This window comes from Micromonospora sp. BRA006-A (assembly GCF_033433935.1).
In the GTDB taxonomy this organism is placed as follows: Bacteria; Actinomycetota; Actinomycetes; order Mycobacteriales; family Micromonosporaceae; genus Micromonospora; species Micromonospora aurantiaca.
The window spans coordinates 2491726-2504233 of sequence record NZ_JANCLW010000001.1 but is presented as its reverse complement, the minus strand read 5'-3'; the positions used below and the strand labels follow the sequence as shown (position 1 = coordinate 2504233).

Annotated in this window: 14 protein-coding genes; 6 read left to right on the top strand and 8 right to left on the bottom strand. The window is 73.7% G+C overall.

Annotated features, from left to right (window positions below):
* The 4 genes from NMK34_RS11955 to thrS all read right to left on the bottom strand — a co-directional run.
* Positions 1-428 (bottom strand): aldo/keto reductase (locus NMK34_RS11955; protein WP_318333433.1); only part of this gene is annotated, 428 nt, incomplete at its 3' end.
* A 209-nt stretch (positions 429-637) separates the two neighbouring features.
* Positions 638-1291, bottom strand: a complete 654-nt coding sequence (locus tag NMK34_RS11950; protein ID WP_318333432.1) for a CG0192-related protein — start codon at positions 1289-1291, stop codon at positions 638-640.
* Positions 1292-1323: 32 nt separating this feature from the next.
* Positions 1324-1884, bottom strand: coding sequence for an HIT family protein (locus tag NMK34_RS11945; protein ID WP_412098871.1), 561 nt, complete (start codon positions 1882-1884; stop codon positions 1324-1326).
* 10 nt (positions 1885-1894) lie between these two features.
* Complete coding sequence (gene thrS, locus NMK34_RS11940) at positions 1895-3916, bottom strand: threonine--tRNA ligase (RefSeq protein ID WP_262012349.1); 2022 nt, start codon at positions 3914-3916, stop codon at positions 1895-1897.
* A gap of 203 nt (positions 3917-4119) precedes the next feature.
* On the opposite strand from thrS, the gene NMK34_RS11935 reads away from it, so the two are divergent.
* A complete protein-coding gene (locus NMK34_RS11935; RefSeq protein WP_318333431.1) occupies positions 4120-5088 on the top strand; it encodes a YcnI family protein in 969 nt (322 codons plus the stop codon).
* A 147-nt stretch (positions 5089-5235) separates the two neighbouring features.
* On the opposite strand, the gene NMK34_RS11930 is transcribed toward NMK34_RS11935, so the two are convergent.
* On the bottom strand, positions 5236-6165 hold the full coding sequence (locus tag NMK34_RS11930) for an ADP-ribosylglycohydrolase family protein (RefSeq protein ID WP_318333430.1): 930 nt from the start codon (positions 6163-6165) through the stop codon (positions 5236-5238).
* A gap of 73 nt (positions 6166-6238) precedes the next feature.
* Between NMK34_RS11930 and NMK34_RS11925 the strand changes: the two genes are divergently transcribed.
* The 3 genes from NMK34_RS11925 (at position 6239) to NMK34_RS11915 (ending at position 8853) form a co-directional block, all read left to right on the top strand.
* On the top strand, positions 6239-6928 hold the full coding sequence (locus NMK34_RS11925) for a response regulator transcription factor (RefSeq protein ID WP_318333429.1): 690 nt from the start codon (positions 6239-6241) through the stop codon (positions 6926-6928).
* Between the two features lie 29 nt (positions 6929-6957).
* Complete coding sequence (locus NMK34_RS11920) at positions 6958-8349, top strand: HAMP domain-containing sensor histidine kinase (protein WP_318336326.1); 1392 nt, start codon at positions 6958-6960, stop codon at positions 8347-8349.
* A gap of 228 nt (positions 8350-8577) precedes the next feature.
* The gene (locus NMK34_RS11915) at positions 8578-8853 is read left to right on the top strand and encodes a hypothetical protein (RefSeq protein WP_318333428.1); all 276 of its coding nucleotides are present in this window, start codon (positions 8578-8580) and stop codon (positions 8851-8853) included.
* Here NMK34_RS11915 and NMK34_RS11910 read toward each other — a convergent pair.
* Together NMK34_RS11910 and NMK34_RS11905 are read right to left on the bottom strand one after the other, a co-directional pair.
* Positions 8810-9835 (bottom strand): adenosine deaminase, encoded by a 1026-nt coding sequence (locus NMK34_RS11910; protein ID WP_318333427.1) that lies wholly within the window; start codon positions 9833-9835, stop codon positions 8810-8812. The genes NMK34_RS11915 and NMK34_RS11910 overlap by 44 nt on opposite strands.
* Complete coding sequence (locus NMK34_RS11905) at positions 9832-10623, bottom strand: trans-aconitate 2-methyltransferase (RefSeq protein WP_318333426.1); 792 nt, start codon at positions 10621-10623, stop codon at positions 9832-9834. Before NMK34_RS11905 ends, NMK34_RS11910 begins: the two co-directional genes overlap by 4 nt.
* Before the next feature lie 84 nt (positions 10624-10707).
* Here NMK34_RS11905 and NMK34_RS11900 point away from each other — a divergent pair, with 84 nt between their 5' ends.
* Positions 10708-11691: an aldo/keto reductase gene (locus NMK34_RS11900; protein WP_318333425.1), complete on the top strand. Its 984-nt coding sequence runs from the start codon at positions 10708-10710 to the stop codon at positions 11689-11691.
* A 76-nt stretch (positions 11692-11767) separates the two neighbouring features.
* Positions 11768-11959 (top strand): hypothetical protein, encoded by a 192-nt coding sequence (locus NMK34_RS11895; protein WP_318333424.1) that lies wholly within the window; start codon positions 11768-11770, stop codon positions 11957-11959.
* An 80-nt stretch (positions 11960-12039) separates the two neighbouring features.
* Here NMK34_RS11895 and NMK34_RS11890 read toward each other — a convergent pair whose 3' ends face one another.
* On the bottom strand, positions 12040-12243 hold the full coding sequence (locus NMK34_RS11890) for a cold-shock protein (protein ID WP_007075740.1): 204 nt from the start codon (positions 12241-12243) through the stop codon (positions 12040-12042).
* Positions 12244-12508: the final 265 nt, after the last annotated feature.

Here is a 12508-nt window from a genome sequence, read left to right as displayed (position 1 = left end):
GGCAGCGGCAGGTCGCCCAGGTGCAGCTGGTAGAGGTCGATGCGGTCGGTGCCCAGCCGGCGCAGCGAGTCGGTCACCGCCCGGCGAAGGTAGTGCGGCGAGGCGTTCTCTCCGGTGGCCTGCCGGGTGCGCTCGTCGAACGTGTAGCCGAACTTCGTGGCGATCACCGCCTCGTCGCGCCGGCCGGCGAGCGCCCGTCCGAGCACCCGCTCGCCGTGCCCGGCGCCGTACGTGTCGGCGGTGTCGAACAACGTGACGCCGAGGTCGAGCGCGCGGCGGACGGCGCGTACCGACTCGTCGTCGTCGACCCGGCCCCAGCCCAGCGGGCGGGCGCCCTCGGCCCACGGGCCGCCGATCGCCCAGCACCCCATGCCGAGGGCGCTCACCTCGATGCCGCTGCGCCCCAACTGTCGCTTGTCGACTGCCACCGCCGCATCCTGTCATCTGCCCGGCGACCGCGGGTCGATTCGTAGCCGAAGAGTCCGTTCGCGATCACGCCATGTGACGCCAGGCGGCGCACAGTCGCGGTGAACGCGATATGCCTGAGAGTCATGAATATGCCTCTGAGGTATATCGGTCCGAGGCCATCCCTTCGATCCGCCCCCCGGGGGGAGGAACGCCGCTGCCCGGCGAGCCGTCAGCGGGCGTACGCCAGCAGCACCGGCTCGTCCCGGCCCGGCCAGGTGCCGGTGAGCCCGCCGGAGCCCGGCACCTCGGCCGGTACGGGCCGCCGGACCACCGCAAGCTCGACGTCCCCCACGCGGACCACCGTCACGCCGCCGTCACCCGAGCCGGTCGAAACCGCACCGGCCGAAACCGAGCCGGTCGAAGCCGGACCGGCCGGCACCGGGCGGCCGGTCCGGCTGCCGGTCAGCGTCATGCTCGCCGGGCGCACCTCGCGCTTCCCGTCGACCTCGAAGTACTCCTCGGCCTGCCCGGCGTCGGCGAGCACGGCGGCGGCCAGCAGCGGCGGGTACACCGGGTCGCCGCAGGCGTCGTACGCCCAGCGGCGGCCGAGCACCGAGTGCTCGATGACGCCCACCAGATATTCGTCCGCCCCGGCCAGCGGTGCGCCCCGGTACGTCAGCGGCACCTGGAGCACCGGGCCGTCACCGGCGCGCACGAGAAGCGTCTCGATGCCGACCTCGCCGGCCGGGTCGTCGAACCGGTACGCCGCGACGCGGCTGACCGGCGCGCCGGCCTCTCCGGCGAACCACTGCCGGCCGGGCAGCCAGCCGGCGAGCAGTTCCAGTTTCGAGGGGCGCAGTTCCGCGCGGTGCAGGAGAGCCATGCGCAAGATCGTACTGTCGGGGCGGGCCCCCGTCAGGCCGCCGCCCACGCCTTGGCGAGCAGCTCCCGGGTGTCGGCGAGCAGTTGCGGCAGCACCTTGGTCCGGCCGATCACCGGCATGAAGTTGGCGTCGCCGCCCCAGCGCGGCACCACGTGCTGGTGCAGGTGCGCGGCGATGCCCGCGCCGGCCACGCCGCCCTGGTTCATGCCCAGGTTGAAGCCGTGCGCGCTGGACACGTGCCGGACCACCCGCATGGCGGCCTTGGTGAACGCGGCCAGCTCGACCGTCTCCGGCTCGTCCAGCTCGGTGTAGTCGGCCACGTGCCGGTAGGGGCAGATCAGCAGGTGGCCGGGGTTGTACGGGTAGAGGTTGAGCACCGCGAACACGTGCGCGCCCCGGGCCACCACCAGGGACTCCTCCGGCGGCAGGCCGGGCGCGAGGCAGAACGGGCAGCCGGCCGGCTTCTCGTATCCGCCCTCGGGCCGGTCCTCGCCGGAGATGTAGGTCATCCGGTGCGGCGTCCAGAGCCGGTCCAGCCCGTCCGCCAGACCCTTGTCGCCGCCGTACCCGGTGTCCCGCTCCGCCCCTGTCACACAGGGGATCCTACGATCCGGGCCGCTCGGCGGCAGGACCGGCGTTGGTACGCGACTCCACCACCTCGCGGACGTGCGCCACCGCCTCGTCGATCGGTACGCCGTTGCGCTGCGAGCCGTCCCGGTAGCGGAACGAGACGGTACCGGCGGCCACGTCGTCGTCCCCGGCGATCACCATGAACGGGATCTTCTGCTGCTGCGCGTTGCGGATCTTCTTCTGCATGCGGTCGTCGCCCAGATCGACCTCGGCCCGGATGCCGTGCCGGCGCAGCGTCGCGGCGAAGTCGACCAGGTAGTCGCCGTGCTCGTCGCGGATCGGGATGCCGACCACCTGCACCGGCGCCAGCCAGGCCGGGAACGCGCCCGCGTAGTGCTCGGTGAGGACGCCGATGAACCGCTCGATCGACCCGAACTTGGCGCAGTGGATCATCACCGGCTGCTGCCGGGTGCCGTCGGCGGCCTGGTACTCCAGCCCGAAGCCCTTGGGCTGGTTGAAGTCGTACTGGATGGTCGACATCTGCCAGGTGCGGCCGATCGCGTCCTTGGCCTGCACGGAGATCTTCGGGCCGTAGAACGCCGCGCCGCCCGGGTCCGGCACCAGTTCCAGGCCGGTCTCCAGCGCGCACTGCTCCAGCACGGCGGTGGCGGTGGCCCAGTCGGAGTCGGAGCCGACGAACTTGTCCGGCTTCGACTCGTCGCGGGTCGACAGCTCCAGGTAGAAGTCGTCGATGCCGAAGTCGCGCAGCAGGCTGAGCACGAAGCCGAGCAGGTGCTTGATCTCCGACGGTGCCTGCTCGCGGGTGCAGTAGGAGTGCGAGTCGTCCTGGGTGAAGCCGCGCACCCGGGTCAGGCCGTGGATGACGCCCGACTTCTCGTACCGGTAGACCGTCCCGAACTCGAACAGCCGCAGCGGCAGCTGCCGGTAGGACCGCCCGCGCGACCGGTAGATCAGGTTGTGCATCGGGCAGTTCATGGCCTTGAGGTAGTAGTCGCTGCCCTCCATCTCCATCGGCGGGAACATCGTGTCCTTGTAGTAGGGCAGGTGTCCCGAGGTGTGGAAGAGACCTTCCTTGGAGATGTGCGGCGTGCCGACGTAGTCGAAGCCCTCCTCGACGTGCCGTGCGCGGACGTAGTCCTCCATCACCCGCTTGAGCACGCCGCCCTTGGGGTGGAAGACCGGCAGGCCGGACCCGATCTCGTCGGGGAAGCTGAACAGGTCGAGGTCCGCGCCGAGCTTGCGGTGGTCGCGGCGGGCGGCCTCCTCCAACAGCTTCAGGTACGCCTTGAGCTCGTCGCGGGTCGGCCACGCGGTGCCGTACACGCGCTGCAGCTGCGGGTTCTTCTCCGACCCGCGCCAGTACGCGGCGGCCGAGCGCATCAGCTTGAACGCGCCGATCAGCCGGGTGTTGGGCAGGTGCGGGCCCCGGCACAGGTCCGACCAGCAGACCTTGTCCTCGTTCGCGGCGAGGTTGTCGTAGATGGTCAGCTCGCCGCCGCCCACCTCCATCACCTCGGAGGAGTCCAGCCCCTCCCCCTTGACCTCGATCAGCTCCAGCTTGTACGGCTCGGCGGCCAGTTCGGACCGCGCCTCGTCCAGGTCGGCGAACCGGCGGCGGCGGAACCGCTGGCCGGACTTGACGATCTCCTGCATGCGCTTCTCGAGCTTGGTCAGGTCGTCCGGCTGGAACGGCTTGTCGACGCCGAAGTCGTAGTAGAAGCCGTTCTCGATCGGCGGGCCGATGCCGAGCTTGGCGTCCGGGAAGACGTCCTGCACGGCCTGGGCCAGCACGTGGGCGGTGGAGTGGCGCAGCACGTTCAGCCCGTCCGGGCTGTCCAGCGTGACCGGCTCGACCGCGACCTCCTCGGCCGGGCGCCAGTCCAGGTCGCGCAGCTGGCCCTGCGGGTCGCGGACCACCACGATCGCCTTCGGCCCGCTCATCGGCAGGCCGGCCGCGGCCACCGCGTCGGCCGCCGTGGTCCCGGCGGCGACGACGACGGGGTCGGCCACGACGGGGGTACGGGGTGCGGACACGGTGACTCCTGTCGTCGACGGTACGGAAGGGCCGGTGACCGGCCCCTGCGATGCTATCGGTCGCCCGGACCCGGACCGCCGCCGACGCCGGTGCCCGCCTCCGGCGAGTTCCGTGCCGGGTTGAACCTTTTCGGCCCGCCGCCCGAACTACCAGGTGAGGCCGGAGCCGGTACCGGCCCCAGTCGAGAAGGATGGGGACGACCATGAGGATGACCCGTCAGGGCCGGTGGGCGGCGGCGTCGCTGGCGGCCGTACTCGCCGGGGCGGTGGGCTGGCCTGCCGCGGCGTACGCGGCCGGGGTGACCGTCACGACCTCGCCCGCCCAGGTACGCCAGGGCGACGCGATCGAACTCTCGGTGCTGGTGCCGGCGGACAAGCCAGGCACCCGGACCACCCGGATCGAGCTGACCATGCCCGCTGACGCCCCGATCGGCGAGGTGTACCCGCTGTCGGTGCCGGACTGGGCGCCCACCATCACCACCCGCACGCTCGACCAGCCTGTCCCCGGCATGCACGCGGCCGAACTGAACCAGGTGACCCACTCGGTGAGCTGGCTGCGGATGCCCGGCACCGGCACCGGGGCGGCCCGGCTGCCGCTGGGCATGGGACCGATGCCCGCCACCGACCGGCTCATGTTCACCGTGACGCAGACGTACGACGACGGCACTGTGGTCCGGTGGGCGGACCCGGCGGGTGGCGCGCACCCCGCGCCGACGGTCGAGCTGCTGCCGCCGCTGCCGGGCACCGTGACGCACGACGGCGCTCCCGGAGCGGGTGGCGCCGGGCACGGCGGTCACGGCGCGCCGGGCGCCCTCGGCGGGGCGCAGGACGGCGCGCAGGGCGGCACGGCACCGGCGGCCGGGGCTGCCGACGACGGGCCGAGCGCGGACCTGCTGCTCGGCGGCGGCCTGCTCGCCGGGCTGGCCGGTGGCGCGGCGATCGGCTGGCTGCTCAGTCGCCGCCGGCGCGACACCATGACCCTCCCGGAAGACGGCGACGGCACTTCCGACACCACCGCGACCCCCGACAGCCGCACGCCTCCCGGCGCCACCGCGACCCCCGACAGCGTGCCCCGCGCCGGCGACGCGGCCCTCGACAGTACGGCCCTCGACAGCGCGACCTCCGAAGCCGGCGAACCCGTCCCCGCCGGCACCGCCTCCACGCGCCCCTGACCGTCACCCACCCGCCCAGCAAGCGGGAGCACCCATCCACGATGCGAGACCGCAGTAGATCTTGGTACGAAACGGCCCTCCTGGGCCGTTTCGTACCAAGATCTCGGACTCCTACGGCCCGCGAGCGCGGGTGAGGGTGAGGGTGGGTCAGGCGGGGGCGGTGAGCCAGCCGGGGAGCGGCTCGCGGGCGGTCAGCCAGCCCTCCGGCACGCCGCCCGGCGCGCCCACCCCGGTGTACGCGGCCACGATCCCGCCCACGATCGCGGCTGTGGTGTCCACGTCGCCGCCCGCTTCGACGCAGACGCGGATCGCTGCCGGGTAGTCGTGCAGCAGCGTGGCGGCGACCCAGAGCGTGAACGGCACGGTGTCCTGCGCGGTGACCCGGGAGCCGTTGCCGAGCGCGTCGGCCGCCGCGGCAGCGGAGTGACCGAGCAGCGCGGCGGCCCGGCGTACCCCGCGGTGCACCTCACCGGCCGGGTCGAGCGTCCCGGCGACGGCGGTGAGCAGCCGGGCCGGGTCGGGCCGGCCGCCGTCGAGGCGGGCGCGGGCGGCGAGCGAGGCGGCCACCGCGACCGCCACCGCACCGGCCACGCCCTCCGGGTGGGCGTGTGTCACCTCGGCGGAGGCGCGGGCCTGCTCGGCGGCGCGCCGGGTGGAGTCGGCGTGCCAGGCGCCGAGCGGCGCGACGCGCATCGCGGCGCCGTTGCCGCAGGAGCCCTGCCCGTCGAACGCGGACGCGGCGGCCACCGGCCAGGGCGTGCCGGTGCGGATCAGCCGCAGCACCGTCACCGCGCCCGGCCCGTACCCCCGGTAGGGCTCGCAGCGCTGCGCGAACGCCAGCGCCAGCCGGTCGGAGTCGATGCGGCCGGCGGCGGCCAGCTCGGCCACCACCGAGCACGCCATCTCGGTGTCGTCGGTCCACTCCCAGGGCGGTTCGGGCAGCCGCCCGGCGGCGAGGTCGTCCGGGTGCCGGCCGGGGACGAAGAACTGGGAGCCGAGGGCGTCGCCCACCGACAGGCCGGCCAGCGCGTCGCGGGCGAGCGTGAGGCGGGTGTCGGGGAAGAGCGTGAACGTCATCGCCGTCCCAGCTTGCCCGGTCGGCCGGACCGCCGCAACGCGACCGGCTTGCCACGCCGAGTACGGTGCTGACGTGGCAACCGTCCTGCTGGTCGAAGACGACCACGTCGTGCGCGGCGCCATGCTGCGGTCGCTGACCGACCGGGGGCACGCGGTGCACGCCGTCGGCACCGCGCTGGACGCGCTGCGCCGGGTCGCCGCGGAGACCCCGGACCTGGTGGTGCTCGACCTCGGTCTGCCCGACCTGGACGGCTCGGACGCGCTGCGCATGCTGCGCGGCATCACCGACGTGCCGATCATCATCGCCACCGCCCGGGACGACGAGCAGTCGGTGGTACGGCTGCTGCGCGCCGGCGCGGACGACTACATGGTCAAGCCGTTCACCGGGGCGCACCTGGACGCCCGGATCACCACCGTGCTGCGCCGGGCCGGCCGCGCCAGCCGTACCGTCGCGCCGGCCGTGCACACGGTCGGCGGTCTGCGCGTCGACGTGGGCGAGCGCAGCGCGGTGCTGGACGGGGAGGCGCTGGCGCTGACCCGCAAGGAATTCGACCTGCTGGCGTATCTCGCCGCGCGTCCCGGCCGGGTAGTGTCCCGGCGGGAACTCTTGGAGGAGGTATGGCGGCAGCCATCGGTCGGCGAGGACCAGACCATCGACGTTCACCTGTACTGGCTCCGCCGCAAAATGGGCGAGTCCGCGGCGAAGCCGCGCTACCTGCGCACCGTGCGGGGGGTCGGCTTCCGGCTGGTAACGCCGGACTGAGGTTCAGCCTCGCCGGGCTCACCGCGGGGCTGTGCGGCCTGATCGCGCTCGCCTTCCTCATCCCGCTCGGGCTGACCCTCGCTGACCGGACCCGGGAGGCGGAGCTGGCCGACGCGGCCCGCCGGGCCGCGCTGGTGACCGGCGCGCTGGCGGTCAGCACCGACACCGCGACCATCGAACGCGCGGTGGCCGCCGCGGCCGGCGACGACCCGGCCATGCGCCCGGTCGTGCACGGCATCGGCGCGGACGAGTCCGCCGGTCGTGCCGACCCGCGGGTGCTCGCCGACGCCGCCGCGCAGCGGCAGTCGGTGGTGACCGAGGTGGACGGCGGGGTGCTGCGGCTGGACCCGGTGGTGCTCGGTGACCGGGTCGCGGTGGTGGAGGTGTTCGTCCCCGACGAGGTGCTCGACTCCGGCGGTGGCGGGCGGTGGCTGCTGCTGTTCGCGATCGGCGTGGCGCTGGTCGGCGCGGCGGTCGCCGTGGTCGACCGGGTGGCGGCGCGGGCCGTGGACGCCACCGGCGACCTGGTCAAGGCGGCGCTCGCGGTGGGCGACGGCGAGCTGGGGGTACGGGTCGAGCCGACCGGCCCGCGTGAGCTGGCCGAGGCCGGGCACGCGTTCAACCGGATGACGGAACGGCTGGTGGCGCTGCGTGCCGACGAGCACGAACTGGTCGCCGACCTGTCGCACCGGCTGCGTACGCCGCTGACCGCGCTGCGGCTGGACGCCGAGGCGCTGGAGTCCGACGACACGAGCATCGGCACGTTCAGCGAGGCGGAGCTGGACCGGCGGCGCGGCATCCGGCGTATCCGGCAGGCGATCGTCACGCTGGAGGGCGAGGTCGACCAGCTCATCAAGACGACCCGCAAGGCGGTCGCCCAGGAGTCGGCGCCGGCGTCGTGCGACGTGAGCGAGGTGGTCCGGGACCGGATGGTCTTCTGGTCGGCGCTGGCCGGTGACCAGAACCGGCCGCACCGGGTGGTCGGGGCGCAGTTGCGTATCCCGGCGCCGGTGCCCCGCGCCGAACTGGCCGCCGCGCTGGACGCGGTGATCGGCAACGTGTTCCGGTACACGCCGCAGGGCACCGCGTTCGAGGTGGCGGTGAGCCGACGGGACGGCTGGGTGGCGATCCGCATCGACGACGCCGGGCCGGGCATCGCCGACCCGGACCGCGCGCTGCGCCGGGGTGAGAGCGACAAGGGCTCGACCGGGCTCGGGCTGGACATCGCCAAGCGGGTCGCGTTGCAGGCTAACGGTTCGGTGAGCATCGACCGGGCCCGGCTCGGCGGCGCGAGCGTGGTGATGCTGCTGGCCGACCCGGACGCGGCGCCCCGGCAGGTGAACCGGTTCGGGCTGGTCGGGCGGATGGCCCGGGAGGCCCGCGAGCCGCGTGCCGGGCGACGCTGGCCGCGCCCGCGCTGACCCGTGGCTGTGTGCCGGCGCAAGTTCTCCTTAAAGGTGGTTTAACGACGGCCGGAAAACCGGCGTGAACTGCCAGGATCGCTGACAGAACCCATCAGTTCCGTCGGCCGGGACGCCCCGTAAGACCTTCCGGCCGTCGGATCATGCGCGCGGCGGGAGTCCGGTCCCCCCACACCTCGCTCCCGTCGCGCGCGCTCTCCCGTCGATCCCGGGCGCGAGGTGACCGTCATGCCACCGGCCGTCAGTCGTCTGCTCCGCTGGGCCGCCGTCATCGGCCTGGGCATCGCGCTCACGCTCGCGGTCTGGCAGGATCCGGTGCTCGCGCACGGGCCTGTCCGGCCCGCGCCCGCCGCTCCCGGTCCCACAGTCGCGCTCACCGTGCTCGCGCTGTCCGCGATGCTGCTGACCGCGCGGTGCCGGCCGCCCCGGGGATCGCGACGGCCGGCACCGGTACGGCCGCTCAGCGCGCCGCGCTCCCCAGGTACGCGTCGATCTCGGCGGTGATCCGGGCCTGCTCGGCCGGCGTCAGGAACGCCGCGTGCACCGCCTCCCGGGCCAGCGCGGCGACCCCGTCCGGGCCGAGCCGCAGCAGCCGGGCGGCCACCGCGTACTCGTCGTTGAGCGTGGTGCCGAACATCGGCGGGTCGTCGGAGTTGATGCTGACCGGCACGCCGGCCTCGACGATCCGGGGCAGCGGGTGCGCGTCCAGGCTGGGTACGGCCCGGGTCCGCACGTTCGACGTCGGGGAGATCTCCAGCGGGATCCGCCGCTCGGCGAGGTAGGTCAGCAGCTCCGGGTCCTGCGCGGCGGAGATGCCGTGGCCGATCCGCTCGGCGCCCAGCTCGCGCAGTGCGTCCCAGATCGTCTCCGGGCCGGTGGTCTCGCCGGCGTGCGGCACCGAGCGCAGCCCGGCCGCCCGGGCCTGATCGAAGTACGGCTTGAACTGCGGCCGGGGCACCCCGATCTCGGGGCCGCCGAGGCCGAAGCTGACCAGCCCGTCGGGTCGTTCGTCGAGCGCGATCCGCAGCGTCTGCTCGGCGGCGGGCAGGCCGGCCTCGCCGGGGATGTCGAAGCACCAGCGCAGCGCGATGCCGAAGTCGGCCTCGGCGCGCTTGCGGGCGTCCTCGATCGCCTCGCAGAACGCCGGCGCCGGGATACCGCGGTTGACGTGCGAGTACGGCGTGACGGTCAGCTCGGCGTAGCGGACCTGCTGGCGGGCCAGTTCCCGGGCGACCTCGTGGGTGAGCAGCCAGACGTCGTCGGCGTCGCGGATCAGATCCACCACGCTCAGGTAGACCTCGATGAAGTGGGCGAAGTCGCGGAACGCGAAGTAGTCGGCGAGCGCGTCCGGGTCGGCCGGGACGGGGCTGCGCCCTTCGTGCCGGGCGGCCAGTTCGGCGACGATCCGGGGCGAGGCCGAGCCGACGTGGTGCACGTGCAGCTCCACCTTTGGTAGTCCGGCGATGAAGGTGGGCAGGTCGGTCACGAGTTCTCCTCTGCGCGGGCGCCGGTACGGGCCACCATGAAGATCCGGCGGAACGGGAAGTACACCTGACCCTGCCGCACCGGGTACGCCTGCGCGAGCCGTACCCCCAGCTCGGCGCGGAAGGCGGCCCAGCCGGCGGCGTCCAGCGCGGCGCGGACCGGCCGCAGCGCGGTGCCCTCCATCCAGGCCAGCACCGGGTGGTCGGCGCCGGCGGCGGGCAGCAGATGCACGTACGTAGTCTCCCAGGCGTCGACCGCGCAGCCCGCGTCGGTCAGCAGCGTGGCGTAGCCGACCGGTTCGTCGACGGGGGCCTCGCGCAGCTTCCCGGCGAGCGCGTCGCGCCACCGGTCCTGCGCGGCGACGGAGCGCAGCAGCCGGTGCGAGGGCGCGTCGAAGTTGCCTGGTACCTGGAACGCCATCCAGGCGCCGGCCGGCAGCGCGTGCGCCCAGCGGCGGAGCAGGTCGCGGTGTTCCGGCACCCACTGGAGCACGGCGTTGCCGACCAGGACGTCCACGTCGGGCTCCGGCCGCCAGTCGCGGACGTCGCCGACGGCGTAGCCGGCCGGTCCGCCCTCGGCGGTCGCCCGCGCGATCATCTCCGGGGAGGAGTCGAGGCCGGTGACCCGGCTGCCGGGCCAGCGGGCGGCGAGCGTGGCGGTGAGGGTGCCGGGGCCGCAGCCGAGGTCGACCACGGCGCGTGGGTGCTCGGTGCCGACGCGGGCCAGCAGGTCGTGGAACGGCCGGGAGCGCTCGTCGCCGTAGCGCAGGTAGGTGCGCGGATCCCACATGACAGCCTCCAAACCGTACGTACGTCTTGTTAGACGGTACGGCCCGGCGCGCGCCACGGCAAGCCGCTCACTAGGCTCGACCGGATGGAACAGCGCAGCTTCGACCGGCTCGGCCGGCACGTCGGCATCATCGGACTCGGCGCGTGGCAGCTCGGCGCGGACTGGGGCGAGGTCAGCGAGGACGCGGCGCTCGCCGTCCTGGCCGCCGCCGTCGACGCGGGCGTCACCTTCCTGGACACCGCCGACGTGTACGGCGACGGCCGCAGTGAGGCCCTGATCGGCCGGTTCCTGCGCTCCCGCCCCGGGCACGGGCTCACCGTCGCCACCAAGATGGGCCGCCGGGTGGAGCAGACGCCCGAGGCGTACACCCTGGACAACTTCCGGGCCTGGACCGACAGGTCCCGGGCCAACCTCGGCGTCGACACGCTCGACCTGGTGCAGCTGCACTGCCCGCCCACCGCCGTCTTCGCCGACGACCGGGTCTTCGACGCCCTCGACACGCTCGTCGCCGAAGGCCGGGTGGCCGGGTACGGCGTCAGCGTGGAGACCTGCGATCAGGCGCTCACCGCCATCGCCCGGCCCGGTGTGGCGAGCGTGCAGATCATCCTCAACGCGGTCCGGCACAAGCCGCTGGAGCGGGTGCTGCCCGCCGCCGCTGCCGCCGGGGTCGGAATCATCGCCCGGGTGCCGCTGGCCAGCGGCCTGCTCTCCGGGCGGTACGACGAGAACACCACCTTCCCGGCGAACGACCACCGCACGTTCAACCGGCACGGCGAGTCGTTCGACGTCGGCGAGACGTTCTCCGGTGTGGACTACGACAGCGGCCTGGAGGCGGTACGCCGGCTCGCCCCGCTGGTCGGCGACGACCGCACGATGGCGCAGTTCGCGCTGCGGTGGGTTCTCGACCAGCAGGGCGTGACCGTGGTGATCCCCGGCGCCCGCTCCCCCGAGCAGGCACGGCGCAACGCCGAGGCGGCCGGGCAGCCGGCACTGACCGAGGTGGAGCTGGCCGCGGTGCGGGCCACCTACGACGAGCTGATCCGCCCGCAGGTGCACGACCGGTGGTGAACCGGCCGCGCGGCGCGGCGTCGCCGGGCGCCGGCGGCGGGCATGCTGGAGCGGGACTGTCGTCGGAGGGGGAACGATGAGGGGTTGGTTCCGGCTCACCCTGGGGCTGCTCGCCGTGGTGATCGGTGCGCTGTGGACGGTGCTCGGCCTCGGCTACGTCGAGGGCAGCGCGATGAGCGACCAGCGGATCTGGGCGATGGCCGGCCCGGTGCTCGTCCTGTTCGGACTGGCCGGGCTCTGGTGGGGCATGCGGGCGCGACGCCGCTGAGGCGCGGGCAAGGCGAAGCCCCGCCTCCCGTACGGGATGCGGGGCTTCCGGCACCGGCCGGCGCGGCCGGTGCGGTCAGCTCAGATGGGGCGGACCTGCTCGGCCTGCGGACCCTTCTGACCCTGGGCGATCTCGAACTCCACCCGCTGGTTCTCCTCCAGCGTGCGGTAGCCGCTGGTCTGGATGGCCGAGAAGTGGACGAACACGTCAGCACCCCCGCCGTCGACGGTGATGAAGCCGAAGCCCTTGTCAGCGTTGAACCACTTCACGGTTCCCTGCGCCATGTGTATCTCCTTCTAAAACTGGCGGCCGAGCACGCCGTGCGGCCGATTGGCCGTTTTCGAGCAGCGGCGCCTTGAGGCGGCCCCCCATGCAGGAGACTTCTCTCAACCCACGCGTCTCTCAACAGCGTGAGACAGCAAACCACGTACGCAAAAACTTCGCACAGCCTAGCGGACGAAATTCTCCGACATGTGACCTGAAGGTCGCGCGGACGGCGCTGCGCGGCCCCGCCGGAGCCATGCGAAAGGCCCCTCCCCCGCACTCGGG

Coding starts and splice junctions, on each gene's coding strand:
- NMK34_RS11950 (WP_318333432.1), bottom strand. CDS start 1,291: ATGGCTCTCCTGCACCGCGCGGAACTGCGCCCCTCGAAACTGGAACTG.
- NMK34_RS11890 (WP_007075740.1), bottom strand. CDS start 12,243: ATGGCGCAGGGAACCGTGAAGTGGTTCAACGCTGACAAGGGCTTCGGC.
- NMK34_RS11930 (WP_318333430.1), bottom strand. CDS start 6,165: ATGACGTTCACGCTCTTCCCCGACACCCGCCTCACGCTCGCCCGCGAC.
- NMK34_RS11900 (WP_318333425.1), top strand. CDS start 10,708: ATGGAACAGCGCAGCTTCGACCGGCTCGGCCGGCACGTCGGCATCATC.
- NMK34_RS11935 (WP_318333431.1), top strand. CDS start 4,120: ATGAGGATGACCCGTCAGGGCCGGTGGGCGGCGGCGTCGCTGGCGGCC.
- NMK34_RS11905 (WP_318333426.1), bottom strand. CDS start 10,623: ATGTGGGATCCGCGCACCTACCTGCGCTACGGCGACGAGCGCTCCCGG.
- NMK34_RS11895 (WP_318333424.1), top strand. CDS start 11,768: ATGAGGGGTTGGTTCCGGCTCACCCTGGGGCTGCTCGCCGTGGTGATC.
- NMK34_RS11915 (WP_318333428.1), top strand. CDS start 8,578: ATGCCACCGGCCGTCAGTCGTCTGCTCCGCTGGGCCGCCGTCATCGGC.